The 19,555-nt window shown below is 70.4% G+C and carries 16 protein-coding genes; 7 read left to right on the forward strand and 9 right to left on the reverse strand.

All coding sequences use genetic code 11. From position 1 onward, the window contains the following. The first annotated feature begins 239 nt into the window (after window positions 1-239). Window positions 240-1,109 carry an NUDIX hydrolase gene (locus BKI49_RS20190; RefSeq protein ID WP_095935656.1) on the forward strand — a complete coding sequence of 290 codons (870 nt, stop codon included), beginning with the start codon at window positions 240-242 and terminating at the stop codon, window positions 1,107-1,109. Continuing rightward, a complete protein-coding gene (locus BKI49_RS20195) occupies window positions 1,106-1,936 on the forward strand; it encodes an MBL fold metallo-hydrolase (protein ID WP_095935657.1) in 831 nt (276 codons plus the stop codon). The genes BKI49_RS20190 and BKI49_RS20195 overlap by 4 nt, the downstream gene beginning before the upstream one ends. Window positions 1,937-2,084: 148 nt before the next feature. On the opposite strand, the gene BKI49_RS20200 is transcribed toward BKI49_RS20195, so the two are convergent. Then, the gene (locus BKI49_RS20200) at window positions 2,085-2,759 is read right to left on the reverse strand and encodes a Crp/Fnr family transcriptional regulator (protein ID WP_006382668.1); all 675 of its coding nucleotides are present in this window, start codon (window positions 2,757-2,759) and stop codon (window positions 2,085-2,087) included. A gap of 383 nt (window positions 2,760-3,142) precedes the next feature. Here BKI49_RS20200 and nth point away from each other — a divergent pair, with 383 nt between their 5' ends. The 3 genes from nth to BKI49_RS20220 all read left to right on the forward strand — a co-directional run bounded on the left by nth (window position 3,143) and on the right by BKI49_RS20220 (window position 6,323). After that, window positions 3,143-4,279, forward strand: a complete 1,137-nt coding sequence (nth, locus tag BKI49_RS20210; protein WP_441350890.1) for an endonuclease III — start codon at window positions 3,143-3,145, stop codon at window positions 4,277-4,279. Between the two features lie 52 nt (window positions 4,280-4,331). Then, complete coding sequence (locus tag BKI49_RS20215; protein WP_095935807.1) at window positions 4,332-5,027, forward strand: NUDIX hydrolase; 696 nt, start codon at window positions 4,332-4,334, stop codon at window positions 5,025-5,027. Window positions 5,028-5,123: 96 nt separating this feature from the next. Beyond that, complete coding sequence (locus BKI49_RS20220; protein WP_095935659.1) at window positions 5,124-6,323, forward strand: MarP family serine protease; 1,200 nt, start codon at window positions 5,124-5,126, stop codon at window positions 6,321-6,323. 28 nt (window positions 6,324-6,351) lie between these two features. Here BKI49_RS20220 and BKI49_RS35900 read toward each other — a convergent pair whose 3' ends face one another. From BKI49_RS35900 to BKI49_RS20250, 6 genes are all read right to left on the reverse strand, one after another. Beyond that, a complete protein-coding gene (locus tag BKI49_RS35900) occupies window positions 6,352-6,531 on the reverse strand; it encodes a hypothetical protein (RefSeq protein ID WP_095935660.1) in 180 nt (59 codons plus the stop codon). Window positions 6,532-6,803: 272 nt separating this feature from the next. Continuing rightward, window positions 6,804-7,754 carry an alpha/beta fold hydrolase gene (locus tag BKI49_RS20230; RefSeq protein ID WP_095935661.1) on the reverse strand — a complete coding sequence of 317 codons (951 nt, stop codon included), beginning with the start codon at window positions 7,752-7,754 and terminating at the stop codon, window positions 6,804-6,806. Further along, a complete protein-coding gene (locus tag BKI49_RS20235; RefSeq protein ID WP_095935662.1) occupies window positions 7,751-8,227 on the reverse strand; it encodes a phage holin family protein in 477 nt (158 codons plus the stop codon). The genes BKI49_RS20230 and BKI49_RS20235 overlap by 4 nt, the downstream gene beginning before the upstream one ends. Before the next feature lie 68 nt (window positions 8,228-8,295). Continuing rightward, on the reverse strand, window positions 8,296-9,693 hold the full coding sequence (nhaA, locus tag BKI49_RS20240; RefSeq protein WP_095935663.1) for a Na+/H+ antiporter NhaA: 1,398 nt from the start codon (window positions 9,691-9,693) through the stop codon (window positions 8,296-8,298). A gap of 293 nt (window positions 9,694-9,986) precedes the next feature. Further along, window positions 9,987-11,987 (reverse strand): acetate--CoA ligase, encoded by a 2,001-nt coding sequence (gene acs, locus BKI49_RS20245; protein WP_095935664.1) that lies wholly within the window; start codon window positions 11,985-11,987, stop codon window positions 9,987-9,989. A 323-nt stretch (window positions 11,988-12,310) separates the two neighbouring features. Further along, window positions 12,311-14,680 (reverse strand): SulP family inorganic anion transporter, encoded by a 2,370-nt coding sequence (locus tag BKI49_RS20250; RefSeq protein WP_095935665.1) that lies wholly within the window; start codon window positions 14,678-14,680, stop codon window positions 12,311-12,313. Window positions 14,681-15,019: 339 nt separating this feature from the next. Between BKI49_RS20250 and BKI49_RS20255 the strand changes: the two genes are divergently transcribed. Next, window positions 15,020-16,291: a polysaccharide deacetylase family protein gene (locus BKI49_RS20255; protein WP_095935666.1), complete on the forward strand. Its 1,272-nt coding sequence runs from the start codon at window positions 15,020-15,022 to the stop codon at window positions 16,289-16,291. A gap of 21 nt (window positions 16,292-16,312) precedes the next feature. Here the strand turns inward: BKI49_RS20255 and BKI49_RS20260 are convergent, their stop codons facing one another. After that, entirely contained in the window at window positions 16,313-17,293 is a 981-nt protein-coding gene (locus BKI49_RS20260) for an ATP-binding protein (protein WP_179332507.1), read from the reverse strand. 101 nt (window positions 17,294-17,394) lie between these two features. On the opposite strand from BKI49_RS20260, the gene BKI49_RS20265 reads away from it, so the two are divergent. After that, window positions 17,395-18,219 (forward strand): Fic family protein, encoded by an 825-nt coding sequence (locus BKI49_RS20265; RefSeq protein ID WP_095935667.1) that lies wholly within the window; start codon window positions 17,395-17,397, stop codon window positions 18,217-18,219. Between the two features lie 369 nt (window positions 18,220-18,588). Here the strand turns inward: BKI49_RS20265 and BKI49_RS20270 are convergent, their stop codons facing one another. Then, window positions 18,589-19,422, reverse strand: a complete 834-nt coding sequence (locus BKI49_RS20270) for an HAD family hydrolase (RefSeq protein WP_095935668.1) — start codon at window positions 19,420-19,422, stop codon at window positions 18,589-18,591. Window positions 19,423-19,555 lie beyond the last annotated feature (133 nt).

A 19,555-nucleotide genomic window follows, 5' to 3' on the forward strand; every position in this document is an offset into this window, starting at 1 on the left:
CCGTCCGGCCTTGAGGGCAGAGAGAGTCGCCTTTCAGCCCGTCCGGCCTTGAGGGCAGAGAGCCACCTTTCAGCCCGTCCGGCGATTGAGGACGAGGCCGTTCAGGCCGATCGGGGGTTCGGGGGCGGAGCCCCCGGGGTGCTGGGTCGGGTAGGGGCGGAGGGGGCGAAAGACCTGGTGGGCGCCCGCTGGGGCGAGAGGCACTCGAACATCCGCCCGGCTCGGGATAGCCTCCGGCCATGGCGAATGGGCAGTGGTATCCACCGGAGTGGCCAGAGCGGATCCGCGCGCTCGCGGAGGGCACCCTCACACCGGTGCCCCCCAGACGCGCGGCCACGGTCATGCTGCTCAAGGACACCGACACCACCCCCGTCGTGCACATGCTCCGCAGACGCGCCTCCATGGCCTTCGCCGCCGGCGCGTACGCCTACCCGGGCGGCGGCGTGGACCCCCGGGACGACGAGCACCAGATCCGCTGGGCGGGCCCCACGCGCGCGTGGTGGGCGAACAGACTGGGCGTGGACGAGACCTCCGCCCAGGCCGTGGTCTGCGCGGCCGTGCGGGAGACGTACGAGGAGGCGGGCGTCCTGCTCGCCGGGCCCACCCCGGACACCGTGGTCGGCGACACGACGGGCGACGAGTGGGAGGCGGACCGCGCCGCCCTGGTCGCCCGCGACCTGTCCTTCGCCGAGTTCCTCGACCGCCGCGGTCTCGTGCTCCGCTCCGACCTGCTGGGCGCCTGGACCCGCTGGATCACCCCGGAGTTCGAGTCCCGCCGCTACGACACGTGGTTCTTCGTGGCCGCCCTCCCGGAGGGCCAGCGCACCCGGAACGCCTCCACGGAGGCCGACCGCACCGTGTGGATCCACCCGGCGGACGCGGCAGCCTCGTACGACAAGGGCGAGCTGACCATGATGCCGCCGACCATCGCGACCCTGCGCCAGCTCGTCCCGTACGGCACCGCCGCCGACGCCCTCGCCGCCGCACCCGAACGCGATCTGACGCCCGTCCTGGCCAAGGCCCGCCTGGAGAACGGCGAACTGATCCTCGCCTGGCCCGGCCATGACGAGTTCACCAAGCACATCCCGACCGGTGGAGCCTCCGCATGACCGACGCAACCGCCCTCCCCGGCCAGCCCCGCGGCGGGGTCGAGTCCGGTCCCGCCACCGCGCGCGCCGTCAACGTCCTGGCCCCGAACGCGTCCGCCATGACCCTGGACGGCACCAACACCTGGATCCTCTCCGAGCCCGACTCCACGTCGGCGGTCGTGGTCGATCCCGGCCCCCTGGACGACGTACACCTGCGGAACGTCGTGGACACGGCGGAGAAGGCGGGCAAGCGGATCGCGCTCACCCTGCTCACCCACGGGCACCCCGACCACGCCGAGGGCGCATCGAGGTTCGCCGAGCTGACGGGCACTGAGGTGCGGGCGCTCGACCCCGCGCTGCGGCTCGGCGACGAGGGGCTCGGACAGGGCGACGTCATCAGCGTCGGCGGCCTCGAACTGCGGGTCGTGTCGACGCCCGGCCACACCGCCGACTCGCTGTGCTTCCACATCCCCGCCGATCGGGCGGTGCTCACCGGCGACACCATCCTCGGGCGCGGCACGACCGTCGTGGCCCACCCCGACGGCCGTCTGGGCGACTATCTCGACTCCCTGCGCCGGCTGCGCTCCCTGACGGTCGACGACGGCGTCCACACCGTCCTGCCGGGCCACGGGCCCGTCCTCGAAGACGCCCAGGGCGCCGTCGAGTTCTACCTCGCGCACCGCGCCCACCGGCTGGCCCAGGTGGAGACGGCCGTGGAGAACGGCTACCGGTCGCCCGCCCAGGTCGTCGCCCACGTGTACGCGGATGTCGACCGTTCCCTGTGGCCCGCTGCGGAGCTGTCGGTGCGCGCCCAGATGGACTATCTGCGCGAGCACGGCCTGATCTGAGAGCTTCGGATCCGGCACCTCGGTCTGTCCCCGTCGGTCGCGGGAGAGCGGGGTGCGGTGGTGAACGGGGCGTGCGGCCGCGTCGGGTGGCCGGTACGAGGAGGAGCCCCGCCGTGCGGCGGGGCCCCTTCCTCGTACGAAGTACGCGTCAGCGTGAGCGCTTCGCGAGGCGCTCCACGTCCAGCAGGATCACCGCGCGCGCCTCCAGGCGCAGCCAGCCGCGGCCGGCGAAGTCGGCGAGTGCCTTGTTGACGGTCTCACGCGACGCGCCCACCAGCTGGGCGAGTTCCTCCTGCGTGAGGTCGTGCACGACGTGGATGCCCTCCTCGGACTGCACGCCGAAGCGGCGCGACAGGTCCAGGAGCGCGCGGGCGACACGGCCCGGGACGTCGGAGAAGACCAGGTCGGACATCTGGTCGTTGGTCTTGCGCAGACGGCGGGCGACGGCGCGCAGCAGCGCGGCGGCCACCTCGGGCCGTGCGTTCAGCCAGGGCTGGAGGTCGCCGTGGCCGAGGCCGAGCAGCTTGACCTCGGTGAGCGCGGTGGCGGTCGCCGTGCGCGGGCCCGGGTCGAAGAGCGACAGTTCGCCGATCAGCTCGCCGGGGCCGAGGACCGCGAGCATGTTCTCGCGGCCGTCGGGGGAGGTGCGGTGCAGCTTCACCTTGCCCTCGGTCACCACATAGAGGCGGTCTCCGGGATCGCCCTCGTGGAAGAGAGCGTCACCTCGCGCGAGGGTCACCTCACTCATGGAGGCGCGGAGCTCCGCGGCCTGCTCGTCATCGAGCGCCGCGAAGAGCGGGGCGCGCCGCAGAACGTCGTCCACGAGTTCTCTCCTTGTCGACCTGCTCAGGGGATCTTGCTCCCCCTTGGTACCAGGGGACCGTGTTCCCCATCTTGCCGGACCGTCCAAACAGTGTGATCAGTCACAAGTCTGCCGCACTGGCGTCCCAGGGAGTGCGGCAGGGGGCCAATTGGGCGCCGATCTTCCGGGTCCAGGGCGGATGTCGGTGCCGGGCTTTAGGCTGGCCGGGTGTCCAAATCGCCGGTGAGAGCACAGGCCAAGGGGGCTGGGCGGGTGGTTGTACGTCGCGATTCCGCTGTGGGCGAACAAGCTCTCGACGGATTCAAGAAACCGACAAAAGGGGCAAAGCTCCTGCCGGTGACGGGGGCGACTCTGCCGCCGGAAGGCGGGGAAGGGACGACGGCGTGACGCCGGCAGCGAAGAAGACCGCCAGTACGGCAGCCGGAAAGACGGCAGCCGACACAGCAGTAGCCGACACGACGGCAGCGAAGAAGACCGCCAAGAAGACCGCCGGGACGGCAGTTGGGAAGTCCGCCGGGCGGGTGACCGCGGGGTCCGGGAAGAAGGCCGCCGCCGCGCCCGCGAAGAGAGCCGGTGGTACGGCCGAGAAGGTGACGCCGGCGAAGAAGGCTCCGGCGAAGAAGGCTGCCGCCGCGAAGACCGCCGCCGCGTCCGCGAAGAAGGCCGCGGCGAAGAGCGCCGCCGCTCCCGCGAAGAAAGCCGCTCCCGCGAAGAAGACCGTCGCGGCCGCCGCGAAGCCCCCGAGGAACGAGTCGCGCACCGCCCTCGTGCGCCGCGCCCGCCGTATCGACCGCGAGCTCGCCGAGGTCTACCCGTACGCCCACCCGGAGCTGGACTTCGAGAACCCCTTCCAGCTCATCGTCGCCACGGTGCTGTCCGCGCAGACCACCGACCTGCGGGTGAACCAGACGACCCCGGCGCTCTTCGCCAAGTACCCGACCCCGGAGGACCTGGCCGCGGCCAATCCGGAGGAGGTCGAGGAGATCCTGCGCCCGACCGGGTTCTTCCGGGCCAAGACCAAGTCGGTGATAGGGCTGTCCAAGGCCCTGCGGGACGAGTTCGGCGGCGAGGTGCCCGGCCGGCTCGAAGACCTCGTCAAGCTGCCGGGCGTGGGGCGCAAGACCGCCTTCGTCGTCCTCGGCAATGCCTTCGGGCGGCCCGGGATCACCGTGGACACCCACTTCCAGCGGCTCGTGCGCCGTTGGCAGTGGACCGACGAGACCGACCCGGACAAGATCGAGGCGGCCGTCGGCGCGCTCTTCCCGAAGAGCGAGTGGACGATGCTGTCCCACCATGTGATCTTCCACGGCCGCCGTATCTGCCACGCCAGGAAGCCCGCCTGCGGCGCCTGCCCCATCGCGCCGCTCTGCCCGGCGTACGGCGAGGGCGAGACCGATCCGGAGAAGGCGAAGAAGCTCCTGAAGTACGAGAAGGGCGGCTTCCCCGGCCAGCGGCTCAAGCCCCCGCAGTCGTATCTGGACGCCGGCGGCATCCCCGCACCCCCACTGGGTGCCGGATGACGGAACGAACACGGCACCGACAGGCGTTGGGAACAGCAGAACGGGGGTGGCGATGACGCACGCGAGTGACACGCAGGGCGGGCCGGTGACGCTCAGCAAGGACGGTCTGCCCGACTGGCTGGCCCCGGTCGTGCATGCCGCCGAGACGGTGGAGCCGCTCCAGCTGAGCCGCTTCCTGCCGCCGGCGGACGGGGCGGGGCGCCAGTCGGCCGTCCTCATCCTCTTCGGCGAGGGGGAGCGTGGTCCCGAGCTGCTGCTGATGGAGCGCGCCAGCTCCCTCAGATCGCATGCCGGGCAGCCCTCCTTCCCCGGTGGCGCCCTCGACCCCGAGGACGGCGATCCGAAGGGGGACGGGCCGCTGCGGGCCGCCCTGCGCGAGGCCGAGGAGGAGACCGGGCTCGACCCGAGCGGCGTCCAGCTCTTCGGCGTGCTGCCCAAGCTGTACATCCCGGTGAGCAGCTTCGTGGTGACCCCGGTCCTGGGCTGGTGGCGCCGTCCGACACCGGTCGGCGTCGTCGACCCCGCCGAGACGGCCAGAGTCTTCACGGTCCCCGTGGCGGATCTCACGGACCCCGCCAACCGCGCCACCACCGTGCACCCCAGCGGCCACAGAGGTCCGGCATTTCTGGTCGAATCGGCACTCGTCTGGGGTTTCACGGCCGGTGTGATCGACAAGATCCTGCATTACTCCGGCTGGGAGCGTCCCTGGGACCGCGGGAAGCAGGTCCCGCTCGACTGGCGCTCATGACAGGGTGGCCCCCGTGCTGTGTTTTTCCGGGGGGCGACCCCTGGACCCCCGGCCGGACGATCGCGACCGGAAAGTGATGAGGCGAGGCTTGAAGCAGTGAACGTGCTGGACATCCTGTTGCTGGTCGCCGCCGTGTGGTTCGCGATCGTCGGCTATCGCCAGGGCTTCGTCGTAGGCATCCTGTCGGTGATCGGCTTCCTGGGCGGCGGCCTCGTCGCCGTCTACCTGCTCCCGCTGATCTGGGGCTGGGCGACCGACGACACCGAGGTGAGTACGACCGCCGCCGTGGTCGCCGTGATCGTCGTGATCGTCTGTGCCTCGGTCGGACAGGCCCTGACCACCCATCTGGGCAACAAACTGCGCCGGTACATCACCTGGTCCCCGGCCCGCGCCCTGGACGCGACGGGCGGCGCCCTGGTGAATGTGGTGGCGATGCTCCTCGTGGCCTGGCTGATCGGCTCCGCCCTCGCCGGTACGACGCTGCCGACGCTCGGCAAGGAGGTCCGCAACTCCAAGGTGCTGCTCGGGGTGTCCCGCGCGCTGCCCACCCAGGCGAACACCTGGTTCGCCGACTTCTCCTCGGTGCTCGCGCAGAACGGCTTCCCGCAGGTCTTCAGCCCCTTCGCCAACGAGCCCATCACCGAGGTGCAGCCGCCCGACCCGGCGCTCGCCCGCAGCCCCGTCGCCACCCGCGCCCAGAGGTCCATCGTCAAGGTGATGGGTACCGCGCAGAGTTGCGGCAAGGTGCTCGAAGGCACCGGCTTCGTCTTCAGCGACCGCCGTGTGATGACCAACGCGCACGTCGTCGGCGGGGTCGACGAGCCCACCGTGCAGATCGGCGGCGAGGGCAAGAAGTACGACGCCACGGTCGTCCTGTACGACTGGGAGCGCGACATCGCCGTACTCGACGTGCCCAACCTCCACGCGCCCGTGCTGCAGTTCAGCCGGCAGGACGCGACGAGCGGCAGCAGCGCGATCGTCGCCGGCTTCCCGCAGAACGGCGCGTACAACGTCCAGCCCGCGCGCGTACGCGGTCGCATCACGGCCAACGGCCCGGACATCTACCACCGCAAGACGGTGCGCCGAGACGTCTACTCGCTCTACGCGACCGTCCGCCAGGGCAACTCCGGCGGCCCGCTGCTCACACCCGAAGGCAAGGTGTACGGCGTGGTCTTCGCGAAGTCGCTCGACGATGCCAACACCGGATACGCGCTCACCGCGGACGAGGTCGCGGAGGACGTCGCCAAGGGGCGTACCGCCAACCAGCAGGTGGACAGCGACAGCTGCGCGCTCTGAGCCCGCCCCCGCGGGGGCGGGCCGTCGCTCAGCCGCGCGGGTGGCGCAGTCGTACCGAGACCCAGCGGGCCCGGCGGCGCAGGATGTGCGGAATACCCACGCGGGGGTCCGCGCCCGGCATCTGCGGGGTACCCCTCCGATGGGAGCTCAGGCCCGTGGCCGAGCGGCGATTGCGTGCTGCGTCACTGTAGTCGTGCGTCCAGCCCATACCCCGACGTCTGCCCCCGCCCCAAGGTCCATAACCGCGCCCGGGGCCCTCAATTGGCCTATGCGCCAGGCAATTGGCCGTTCGAAGCACAGATGTTCCCGTTCGCATACCGGGCGCGTCCGCGCGGTCACTCCCGGCTGTCCGCGCGGGCGTGACGGCTGCCCCCGCGGGCCTGTGACGGCTTCCGCGCGCGGGGCCCGAGCGGCTTTGACGAGGCGTCGGGCGTCTGCTGACGGGTCGTCGGTCTACCCGGGTTGGGCGTCCCGGCCCGGTCACCTGTCCGGTTCGGGGTCCTTGAGCCAGTTGACCAGTTCGGTGGAGAACGCCACCGGGTCCTCCTCGTGCGGGAAGTGCCCGAGCCCGTCGAACAGCCGCCAGCGGTAGGGCGCTTCGACGTACTCCCCGGACCCCGCCGCGCTCCGCGTCCGCATCACCGGGTCGAGCGAGCCGTGCAGATGCAGCGTCGGCACCCGCACGGGCCGCTTCATACGCCGGTTGAACTGGATGCCGTCCGGGCGTGCCATGGACCGCACCATCCACCGGTACGGCTCGATCGAGCAGTGCGCCGTGGACGGGATGCACATGGCGCGGCGGTACGTCTCCACGGCCTCGTCGTCCGGCTGTCGCGGCCCGGACCAGTCCCGTACCAGACGGCCCACCAGGGCACCGTCGTCCGCGACGAGTTGACGTTCCGGGATCCAGGGGCGCTGGAATCCCCAGATGTAGGAGCCGGCCGCCGTCTGCTTGACGTCGGACAGCATCGCGGAACGCCAGCGCCGCGGGTGCGGCATGGACGACACGGCGAGCCGACGGACCAGCTTGGGCCGCATGACGGCCGCCGTCCACGCCAGGTACCCGCCCAGGTCGTGCCCGACGAGTGCGGCGTCGGGCTCGCCGAGGGACCGTACGACGCCGGTGATGTCGAGCGCGAGGTTCGCGGGGTCGTAACCGCGGGGCGTACGGTCGCTGCCCCCGACACCCCGCAGGTCCATGGCCACGGCCCGGAACCCGGCGTCGGCGAGCGCGGTCATCTGGTGCCGCCACGCCCACCAGAACTGGGGGAAGCCGTGCAGCAGCAGGACGAGCGGACCGTCCCCCAGTTCGGCGATGTGGAAGCGGGCGCCGTTCGCCGCGACGTCACGGTGGGTCACCTCGCGTCCGCCGGGCAGGCCGATGCGTACGGCGGAGGCGGGTTGCGCCGAAGGTGTGGCGGGGTCGGTCATGAGGATGAGCGTGCCACAGCCTCGACCGCGTCATCGACCCGCTCCGCGCGGGGGTGCGGCTTGGCGTTCTGCAGGACGCTCGCCGATTCCTTCATCGAGGCGGCGACCTTCTGCGGGCCCTGGCTCTTCTTGGCCTTCTTGGCGAAGACGACACCGATCAGCGCCAGTACGGCGGCGACCAGCACGTTCGCGGCGAACGACAGCAGGAAGCAGATCGCCAGGTTCCAGTTGCTCCAGGTCCGGATGCCGTAGGCGAGGGCGAAGTTCAGCATCGGCAGGGAGAAGATCAGCACCGCCCCGGCCACCGAGAACGCGCCGCCGCTGGTCGCGCCGCGCTTGACATCCCGCTTGAGCTGCGCCTTCGCCAGCGCGATCTCGTCGTGCACCAGGGCGGACATCTCGGTCGTCGCCGAGGCGAACAGCTGGCCGATGCTGCGTTCGGCGCCGACCGGGCTGCCGTCGGGTGCGCTCATCGCGTTCTCCCTTTTCTGCTGAGTCTGTGCGGTCCGGCTTCTGCTTCTGTTTGTACCGTCTGGTCAGATCATGCCGGACCGTCGTCTCCCGCGCCTGCCCCGCCCTTCACTTCGGCAAGCCTGCGGTGCTCGGCGGCCTTCCGCTCGTAGATCTCGGCCATCCGTAGGTGGTACGCCGGGTCGTCCTCCTCGTAGATGTCGGGGATGCCGTCGCGGTCGTCGTCGCGCTCCTCGACCTCGCACAGCGCGCGGTACTTGGCGTTGCGGATCTTCAGCAGCGCGGTGGCGAGGGCGGCGGCGATGACCGAGCCGACCAGTACGGCGGCCTTGATCTCGTCGGTGAGGGCCTCGTCGCCCTGGAAGGCGAGTTCGCCGATCAGGAGCGAGACGGTGAAGCCGATGCCGGCCAGGGTGGCGACGGCGGCGACGTCGGCCCAGGCCAGGTCCTCGTTGAGGGTCGCCCGGGTGAATCGCGCCGTCAGCCAGGTGCCGCCGAAGACGCCGACCGTCTTGCCGACGACGAGTCCGAGGACGACACCCAGCGTCTCCGGGCGGGTGAAGACGTCGCCCAGCGCGCTGCCGGACACCGCCACGCCCGCGCTGAACAGGGCGAACAGCGGCACCGCGAGCCCGGCGGACAGGGGACGTACGAGGTGTTCGATGTGCTCGCCGGGGGAGTGCTCCTCGCCCTCGCGCCGGTGGCAGCGCAGCATCAGGCCCATCGCGACGCCGGCGATCGTGGCGTGGACGCCGCTGTTGTACATCAGCCCCCAGATGACGAGGGCGAGCGGCACGTACACGTACCAGCCGCGTATGCCCTTGCGCAGCAGCAGCCAGAACACGGCGAGGCCGATGACCGCGCCGCCGAGCGCGGCGAGGTCGATGTCCTCGGTGAAGAAGACCGCGATGATCAGGATGGCGAACAGGTCGTCGACGACGGCGAGGGTCAGCAGGAAGGCCCGCAGGGCGGACGGCAGCGATGTCCCGATGACGGCGAGGACGGCGAGCGCGAAGGCGATGTCGGTGGCGGTCGGGACGGCCCATCCGTCGAGCGAGCCGCCGCCGAACGCGTTGGTGAGGGCGTAGACGAGCGCGGGCACGGCCATGCCGCAGACCGCGGCGACGACGGGCAGCAGCGCTGCCTTCGGGTCGCGCAGGTCGCCGGCCACCAGCTCGCGTTTCAGCTCGATGCCGGCGACGAAGAAGAACACGGCGAGCAGGCCGTCGGCCGCCCAGTGCTCGACGGACAGGTCGAGCCCGAGCGCGGCGGGGCCGAGGTGGAAGTGGGCGACGCTCGCGTAACTGTCCTGCAGCGGCGTGTTCGCCCAGATCAGTGCGGCGATCGTGGCGAGGAGCAGCAGGACGCCGCCGACGGTCTCGGTGCGCAGCGCGTCCGCGACGAAGGTCCGCTCGGGCAGGGACAGCCGGCCGAGGAACTTGCGGGCGGGGGTGCGGAGCGCGGTCACGGTGAGACCTCCGGTCGGTGGGCAGGACTGAGTACCTGCCGACCAGACTTCCCGGCACACCATGACGATCTTGTCGCGTCGTTGACGCTTTCCTCAGGTTACCTAGCAGGTGGCCGTTGCTGTACGACGATCCTCACATGAACCGCGAAAGGGGGCACTCGGCGCGGCTGGGGGAGAGCCGCGCCTGGTGCCCCCGAACGGACGGTGCCGGGTCGTCAGGGCTCGTCGTGAGTCCTTGTCGTCCGGCCGCTTCGCGAGTCCGCGTCGTCAGTCCGCGTCGTCAGTCCGCGTCGTCAGTCCTCGCTCGGCGCCGCCGGGAGCTTGGCCTGGATGAGGTCCATCACCGTGGAGTCCGTGAGGGTGGTGACGTCACCGAGCTCGCGGTTCTCGGCCACATCGCGCAGCAGTCGGCGCATGATCTTGCCGGACCGTGTCTTCGGCAGCTCCGCCACCGGAAGGATCCGCTTGGGCTTGGCGATCGGCCCGAGCGTGGAGCCCACGTGGTTGCGCAGGTCGGCGACGAGCCCCTCGTCGTCCGCGGAGGCCGAGCCCCGCAGGATCACGAAGGCCACGATCGCCTGCCCGGTCGTCTCGTCCGCGGCGCCGACGACCGCCGCCTCGGCGACCGACGGGTGCGAGACGAGAGCCGATTCGACCTCGGTCGTCGAGATGTTGTGCCCGGACACGAGCATGACGTCGTCGACCCGGCCGAGCAGCCAGATGTCCCCGTCCTCGTCCTTCTTGGCGCCGTCCCCGGCGAAGTACTTGCCCTCGAAACGCGACCAGTACGTGTCGATGAACCGCTGGTCGTCGCCCCAGATGGTGCGCAGCATCGACGGCCACGGCTCGGTCAGGACGAGGTAACCGCCGCCGCCGTTCGGTACTTCGTTGGCCTCGTCGTCGACGACCGTCGCCGCGATGCCCGGCAGCGCGCGCTGCGCGGAGCCCGGCTTGGTCTCGGTGACCCCGGGCAGCGGCGAGATCATCATCGCGCCGGTCTCCGTCTGCCACCAGGTGTCCACGATCGGGGTGCGGTCGCCGCCGATGTGCTTGCGGTACCAGACCCAGGCCTCGGGGTTGATCGGCTCGCCGACCGACCCCAGCACCCGCAGCGACGACAGGTCGAACTTCGCGGGGATGTCGTCGCCCCACTTCATGAACGTGCGGATGGCGGTGGGCGCCGTGTACAGGATCGTGACGCCGTACTTCTGGATGATCTCCCAGAAGCGCCCCTGGTGCGGGGTGTCGGGCGTGCCCTCGTACATGACCTGCGTCGCGCCGTTCGAGAGCGGGCCGTAGGTGATGTACGAGTGTCCGGTGACCCAGCCGATGTCGGCCGTGCACCAGTACACGTCGGTCTCGGGCTTGAGGTCGAAGACGGCATGGTGCGTGTACGACGCCTGGGTGAGGTAGCCGCCGGAGGTGTGCAGGATGCCCTTCGGCTTCCCCGTCGTCCCGGACGTGTAGAGGATGAAGAGCGGGTGCTCGGCGTCGAACGCCTCCGGGGTGTGCTCGGCGGACTGACGCTCGACGATCTCGTGCCACCACACGTCGCGGCCCTCGGTCCAGTCGACCTCCTGGCCCGTACGCCGGACGACCAGGACCTTGTCGACCCCGTCGACGCGGTTCACGGCCTCGTCGACGGCGGGCTTGAGCGCGGACGGCTTGCCGCGCCGGTAGCCGCCGTCGGAGGTGATGACCAGCTTGGCGTCGGCGTCCTTGATGCGGGTGGCGATGGCGTCCGCGGAGAATCCGCCGAAGACGACGGAGTGCGCGGCACCGATGCGGGCGCAGGCCAGCATCGCGACGACGGCCTCGGGGATCATCGGCAGGTAGACGGCGACCCGGTCGCCCTTGCCGACTCCCAGCTCGGTCAGGGCGTTCGCGGCCTTGGAGACCTCGTCCTTGAGCTCGGCGTAGGTGATGGCGCGGCCGTCGCCCGGCTCGCCCTCGAAGTGGATGGCCACGCGGTCGCCGTGTCCGGCCTCGACGTGCCGGTCCACGCAGTTGTACGCGACGTTGAGCTTGCCGTCCTTGAACCACTTGGCGAACGGCGGGTTCGACCAGTCCAGCGTCTCGGTCGGCTCGGTGGCCCAGGTCAGCCGGCGGGCCTGCTCGGCCCAGAAGCCGAGCCTGTCAGCCTTGGCCTGCTCATACGCCTCCGCGGTGACGTTGGCGTTCGCGGCCAGGTCGGCGGGCGGCGCGAACCTGCGCTCTTCCTTCAGCAGGTTGGCCAGGCTTTCGTTGCTCACGACATCTCCCTTTCCCAGGGTGTCCGTTGTGTCCCAGGCCACAGCTCATCAGACCGGGGGCCTCGATGACAAGGGCCGATCCCAAATTGGTTTAGACCTGTTGGATCGTGCTGGTCCGGGCAGCCGGCTCTCGCTGTGCGTCCCGGCCCTCGGGCACGTCCCGCACATCCCTCGTGCGGGCCGAAGAGAGCCGCACTCAGGGTCACGTACGGTCCGGCCGTCGGGTTCACCGGCCCAGCTTCCCCGCTACGGCCCCCGGAACGCACGAAGTGCCCCCCGACGCGCGGGAGGCACCCATGCGGTGCGCGGCCCCTTCGGACGGGGCCGCGCACCATCAGCCGGTCACGCCGGGTGGCGTGGTGCGGTCATGCCGGGTGGCGCAGATCCTCCGTCGCCCCGACGTGTTCGAACAGCTCGGCCCCGTCGCGATCGTCCAGCAGGTACGCCTGCGCCTCCCCGACGTGGAAGTACATCCCGTGCAGCTCGAGCGCGCCTTCCCGCAGGGCTCGTGCCACGGATTCGTGGGTCCGCAGGTGCTCCAGCTGCTGCACCACGTTGGTCAGGCAGAGCTGTTCCACCGCGTCGGCGGGTTCGCGTGCGGTGAACCGTGCTCCCGGGTGGTCCTCGGCGGCCATCCGCTCCAGGCTCGGGCGTCCGTGCCGCAGCCAGCGCTTGAGCGGGGTCAGCGCCCCTCCGGGCTCCGAGGCCAGCAGGGCCTGCATCGCCCCGCACCCGGAGTGCCCGCACACCGTGATGGACCGCACCTTCAGCACGTCCACCGCGTACTCGATCGCGGCGGCGACCGAGTCGTCGCCGCTCTCGTCCCCGGGCAGCGGCACGAGATTGCCCACGTTCCGTACGACGAAGAGGTCACCGGGGCCGCTGGAGGTGATCATCGACGTGACGAGCCGGGAGTCCGCGCAGGTGAGGAACAGCTGGGACGGCCGCTGCCCCTCCCGGGCCAGCCGGGCCAGCTCGCCCCGCACCAGAGGTGCGGTGTTGCGCTGGAACGCGCTGATGCCGCGCGCCAGTTGATGGCCGCTCGGTCCGGTGGCGCAGCCCTCCTCGTCCGCCGTGGCGCACGGTTCGCAGGCGGGCGTGGCCCGCGGGGCGGCGGACGGTTCGCAGTGGTGGTTGCGCCAGGGGGTCCAGGGCCGGCAGCGGCAGTGCGCGGAGCCCGCGGGCTCGGCGATCCTGGTCCCGGCCCGGCCTGTGAACTCGACCGTGCCGCCCCGCGCGACGTGCGAGTTCTGCCAGTCCTGCAGTGACTCGTATGCCGCGTGGTCCATGAAGGATCCGTCCAACTCGACCACGGTGTGAGCTCCTTGGGGGATGAGATGGAGGGCCCGGCTGAGCCGCGGCACCGCGAGGAACGTCAGCTGCCCCCGTACGCGTACGTGATGGACATCTCCCCTCTCCTCGTGCGTGATGCGGGTGCGGGCGAGGCGGTGCAGGGCGACGCCGACGGCCACGGAGACCCCCAGCGCCACGCCTTCGAGGACTCCGAGGAGGACGACGCCGAGGGTGGTGACGGCGTAGACCAGGACCTCGCGGTGGCGGGTCACCGTGCGAATGTGGTTCAGGGACACCATCTGGATGCCGACGGCCATCACCAGGGCGGCGAGCGACGCGAGGGGGATCAGCTCGAGGATCGGGACCATCAGCAGCGCGGCGATCACTACGAAAACGCCGTGCAGCATCGTGGAGTTCCGGCTCACGGCGCCGGCGTTCACGTTCGCGGAACTTCGTACGGCCACGCCGGCGACCGGCAGTCCGCCGAGCGCGCCGGAGGCGATGTTGGCGGCGCCCTGACCGAGCAGTTCGCGGTTCAGGTCGGAGCGGCCCACCCGGGTCTGCTGTGCGGGCCGGCCCGCGATCAGCTTGTCCACGGCGACGGCGCCGAGCAGCGACTGCACGCTGCACACCAGCGTGGTGGTGAGCACGGCGGCAGCGACGCCGAGCACCGGCCCGTCGGGCAGTCCGGCCAGTGCGTGGCTGCTCCATGACGGCAGGTCGACCTTGGGCAGGGTCAGGCCCGCGAGCGTGGCCGCGACGGTGGCTCCGGCGACGGCGACGAGCGCGGCGGGGATGGCGCGCAGGAGCTTCCCGGCCTGGCCGGGAATGCGCGGCCAGGTGAAGAGGAGTGCGAGGGTCAGCGCGCTCATCGTCACCGCGGCGGGTTGTACGTGCGCCAGCTGGTCGGGCAGCGCGCGGATGTTGTCGAGGACGGAGCTCTGCGGGGTGCCGCCCAGCACGATGTGCAGCTGGGCGACGGCGATGGTCACGCCGATGCCGGCGAGCATGCCGTGCACGATCGCGGGGCTGACGGCGAGCGCCGTGCGGGCTACCCGCAGACAGCCCAGGCCCAGTTGGGCGACTCCGGCGAGGACGGTGATGGCGCAGGTCGTCCGCCATCCGTAGCGGTGGATGAGCTCGGCGGTGACGACGGTGAGTCCGGCGGCGGGCCCGCTCACCTGGAGCGGTGAGCCGCCGAGCCGTCCGGCGACGATTCCTCCCACGGCCGCGGCGACGAGGCCGGCCTGGAGCGGCGCGCCGGTGGCGAGGGCGATGCCGAGGGACAGGGGCAGGGCGATCAGGAAGACGGAGATCGAGGCCGACAGGTCGGGCCCGGCGACATGGAATCGGCGGGGTGGGGTCGGTGGGGGGCTGTGGGGCTGGTGGGTGTGGGCGGGCCGAGTCGAGTCGGCGGCGCGGGTGGGGACGCAGGCGGACATGGTTCCCGTCTCCTCCGGGGCAGCGCGGTCGCGGAACGAGTGGACCCCCGTCCGAGGTGGCGGGGGTGGATCGCGGCCGTGGGTCACGGCGTGCAGCGGCGGGATTTTCAACGCTCGGTAAACGGATCGTAATGCAGAGTAAAGGATTCTTGCCGGAAATCGCAGCAAATGGGGCATTAATTCACCCGTGCGGGTGAAGTGGGCATTTCATCGGCTTGTCATATTTATTCCTTTCTCGGTCCCGTGCGACCTTGGCGGCGCTGTCGGCAGATCACTGCACATCACCACAGAACGCCCTGATCGGCGTTGCCCCGACCGAAGGAAGAAGGAGGGCGGAAGATGGCCGCCACTCAGAGGATCGCCGCGGGCGTGGCAGTCGCCGCGGCCTGCGCATCGGCGCTCGCAGGTTGCGGGACGGGCGCCACCGGTTCGAAGGAAGGCGCGCACGGCACCAAGGAGGGCGCGGGAGCCCCGGCGCCCAAGAGCGCGATCCGTCTGATCGGCGACGGGTCCACCGCGTTCACCGGTGCGCAGCCGCATCTGCCGAAGCCGAAGAAGTTGAAGCCGGGTGAGAAGCCTCCGCAGTTCGTGGTGTTCTCGTGGGACGGTGCCGGCGAGGACAGCCAGAAGCTCTTCTCGCACTTCCGCAAGATCTCCAAGGCCAACAACGCGACGATGACGTACTTCCTGAGCGGCTTGTACCTGCTGCCGGAGGACAAGCGCGATCTGTACAGGCCGCCGCAGCACTCGCCCGGCAGCTCGGAGATCGGCTTCAACGACGAGCAGGGCATCAAGGACACCGTGACGCAGCTGCGCGGGGCGTGGCTGGAGGGCAATGAGATCGGCACGCACTTCAACGGCCACTTCTGCGGGACCGACGGCGGGGTCGGCGAGTGGTCGGTCGCGGACTGGAAGAGCGAGATCTCCCAGGCGAAGTCGTTCGTGAAGTCCTGGAAGACCAACACCGGCATGACGAAGGCGTCACCGCTGCCGTTCGACTACGACAAGGAGCTCATCGGCGCCCGGACGCCCTGCCTGGAAGGCAAGGAGAACTTCCGGAAGGCGGCCGGCCGGCTGGGCTTCCGCTACGACACCAGTGGCATCAACAACCAGGTCTGGCCCAAGAAGAAGGACGGCCTGTGGGACCTGTCGATGCAGCTGGTGCCCTTCCCCGGCCACAACTACGAGCAGCTGACCATGGACTACAACTTCATGGTCAGCCAGTCGGGAACCGAGACCCAGGGCGACCCCGACAAGCAGGAGTACTGGGGCGACCAGATGCGCGACGGACTGCTCAAGGGCTTCCAGCGCGCCTATGACGGCAACCGTGCGCCGCTGGTCATCGGCAACCACTTCGAGTCCTGGAACGGCGGCACCTACATGCGGGCCATCGACCAGGTCGTCGAGAGTGTCTGCACCAAGTCCGAGGTGCGCTGCGTCTCCTTCCGGCAGCTCGCCGACTGGCTCGACGCCCAGGACCCCGCCGCGCTCGACAAGCTCCGCGGACTCAAGGTCGGTGAGGCCCCGAAGCAGGGCTGGGCGTCCTTCCTCTCGGGCCGCCCCGCCCCGGCCCCGAAGGGTGTCCCCGGGGCGCCGGCCGTCAAGCCGTGACGGCGGCCTGATGGCCGCGGCTCACACGGTGGCCACCAGGCCCTCACCCAGCACGAACCCGGGGTCGACCTGCGCGGCCAGGTCGGCCCCGGTCTTCGCGTTGCCCCAACTCCCGGCGTTCTTCAGGTGGAAGTGCACCATCTGGTGCGTGTAGCGCTCCCAGTCGCGCAGGTCGTACGTGGCGTCGGCGGCGGTCTGCAACGTGCGCAGCGCACGGCGGTTGGGCTCCTCCAGGAGCTCGAACCGGGGCGGGCGGCCCTTCTCCATGGCACGCACCCAGTCCGAGTGCCCGACCGTGACCAGGAGGTCGTCACCGACCTCGGCGCGCAGGAAGTCGATGTCGTCCTGGCCCTGCACCTTGTTGCCCACGACCTTCAGGACCACGCCGAAGTCGCGTGCGTATTCCTTGTACTGGCGGTAGACGGAGACTCCCTTCCTGGTCGGCTCGGCGACCAGGAAGGTGATGTCGAAGCGGGTGAACAAGCCGGACGCGAAGGAGTCCGATCCCGCCGTCATGTCGACGACGGCGTACTCGCTGTGGCCGTCGACGAGATGATTCAGGCAGAGCTCCACTGCACCGGTCTTGGAGTGATAGCAGGCCACTCCCAGGTCGGCCTCGGTGAACGGGCCGGTGACCATCAAACGGACGGTGCCGCCGTCCAGTTCCACCGGACGCGCGCAGGCGTCGTAGACCGGATTGTTCTCGTTCAGCCGCAGCAGGCGCGAGCCCTCGCCGGGCGGGGTCGTCTTGATCATCGTCTCCACGGACGCGATGCGCTGGTTGGAGCCGCGGAGATAGTCCTTGATCACCGGCAGCCGCTCGCCCATGGCGGGCAGTGCCGCGGCTGTCGCCTCTTCGAGGCCCAGCGCGGCCCCCAGGTGCTGGTTGATGTCGGCGTCGATGGCGACGACCGGCGCCCCCGTGGCCGCGAGGTGGCGGATGAACAAAGAGGACAGGGTCGTCTTGCCGCTGCCGCCCTTCCCGACGAAAGCAATTTTCATGTTCACCAAGCGTAGTCGCACGATCGCCCTGAGTGTCAGGGTCACGTGAAGAAGACCACTCCTTCGTGGGGCGGGGGCCCGGGGTGCGTAGTGTCGTACTCATGAGTACGACAGGTGCGCACGCCGATCCGCTCGCGGCCCTGGGGTCCCTTCCCGGAGTGGCCGAATCCGTGGAGTCCGTCCGCAAAGCGGTGGACCGGGTCTACGGGCACCGGATCATGCGGCGCCGCAGCAACGAGATCACGTCCGAGGCGGCGCTGCGCGGCGCGCGCGGTTCCGCGGCACTGTCGGGCGCGGACTGGGCTCTCGAAGAGGTGCGCCGCCGCACCGACTTCAGCGCGGGCGACGAGGACCGTACGGTCGGTGCGGCCCTGCGGCTGACCGCGGAGGCGGGCCAACTCCTGTCCATCTGGCGGCAGTCGCCCCTGCGGGTGCTGGCCCGGCTGCACCTGGTGGCGGCTGCGGGCAAGGACGACGAGATCGGCCGCCCTCGGCAGGACGGCGAGCCGGTCGACGAGCCCCTGGTCGAGCTGACGCTGCCGGACGCGGACGAGGTGGCCGGCCGCCTCGAAGGGCTGTCCGAGCTGATCGTCGCGGGCGGTTCGGCCCCCGCGCTGGTGACCGCGGCGGTCGTCCACGGCGAACTGCTCGCGCTGCGCCCCTTCACCTCCCACAACGGCCTGGTGGCCCGCACGGCCGAGCGGATCGTCCTGGTGGGCAGCGGCCTCGACCCGAAGTCGATCTGCCCGGCGGAGGTGGGCCACGCCGAGCTCGGCCGCGCGGCCTATCTGACGGCCCTGGACGGATATGTCTCCGGAACCCCTGACGGCGTGGCGGCCTGGATCGCGCACTGCGGCAAGGCGGTCGTGCTGGGGGCCAGGGAGTCGACGGCGGTCTGCGAGGCGCTCCAGCGCGGGGCGGCGTGAGGCGGAAGACTGCCTGAACAGGGTTGCGGCGGTACGAGATCTCGTACCGCCGCTGGCATGCTCACCGGGTTACCAAGCGTCCTCGATATGTTGCCCATCAGGCCGGGAACTGTTGCCCGTCACCTGGTGCGGCTGGCCCGTAATCGACGGGTCGACGTCGCGTGGGTGCCTGGTGTTCATGCTCGGTCCGTGGGGCCTTGGTTGCGTTTAAAGGTGATCCTCTCGGATGTCCTTGGTCTCGCGGGCCGTTAACCCCTTTGTACTCCTGGTCCCGAGGAAGCGAAACCCCTGGCTCTACTTCTTTACTTTTAGGTTCAAACGGGTGTGAAACGGTCGTCAATGTGCCGTGCACGCACCTGTTTGACGGGACTACAGGGTTGTCGCGCGCCGTCGGCTCGCGTACCAGACGAGCCCCGCGGTGGCCGCCGCCGCGCCTATGGCGGCGGCCGCGACGAGTGCGGGCCGTGGCGGTACGGACAAGGAGGGCAGTCGCTGCTTCAGCAGGACGGGGCGGTGGAAGTCGAGGATCGGCCATGAGCGGGCGATCGCCTCGCGGCGCAGTGCGCGGTCGGGGTTCACCGCGTGGGGGTGGCCGACGGACTCCAGCATCGGCAGGTCGGTCGCCGAGTCGCTGTACGCGTAGCAGCGGTCCAGGTCGTATCCCTCGGAGGCGGCCAGCTCCTTTATCGCCTCCGCCTTCGTCGGTCCGTAGGCGTAGTACTCCACCTCGCCGGTGAAGCAGCCGTCGTCCCCGACGACCATGCGGGTGGCCACGACCCGGTCCGCGCCGAGCAACTCGCCGATCGGCTCGACGACCTCGGCTCCGGACGTGGACACGATCACCACGTCGCGCCCGGCGGTGTGGTGCTCCTCGATGAGGGACGCGGCCTCGTCGTAGATGATCGGGTCGATCAGGTCGTGCAGCGTCTCGGCGACGATCTCCTTGACCTGCTGGACGTTCCAGCCGCGGCACATCGCGGACAGGTACTTGCGCATCCGCTCCATCTGGTCGTGGTCGGCGCCGCCGGCGAGGAACACGAACTGGGCATATGCGGTACGCAACGCGGCCCTGCGGTTGATCAGCCCGCCTTGGTAGAAGGACTTGCTGAACGTGAGCGTGCTCGACTTCGCAATGACCGTCTTGTCCAGGTCAAAGAAGGCTGCTGTGCGAGGCAAGGAGTGGTTTTCCACGAGCCTGAGCATATGCGCCCACCATTCGGCGTAAGGTGGGGCGCGTGGGTTTGCCTGAGAGGGCTCTCGGGTACACCATGGAAGTCACGGATCGTTCGCGACCGTGCTAACCCGGTCCGACTCCTCCCCCCCCGAGTCGGCCGTG

The organism is Streptomyces sp. Tue6028 (assembly GCF_002300165.1).
In the GTDB taxonomy this organism is placed as follows: Bacteria; Actinomycetota; Actinomycetes; order Streptomycetales; family Streptomycetaceae; genus Streptomyces; species Streptomyces siamensis.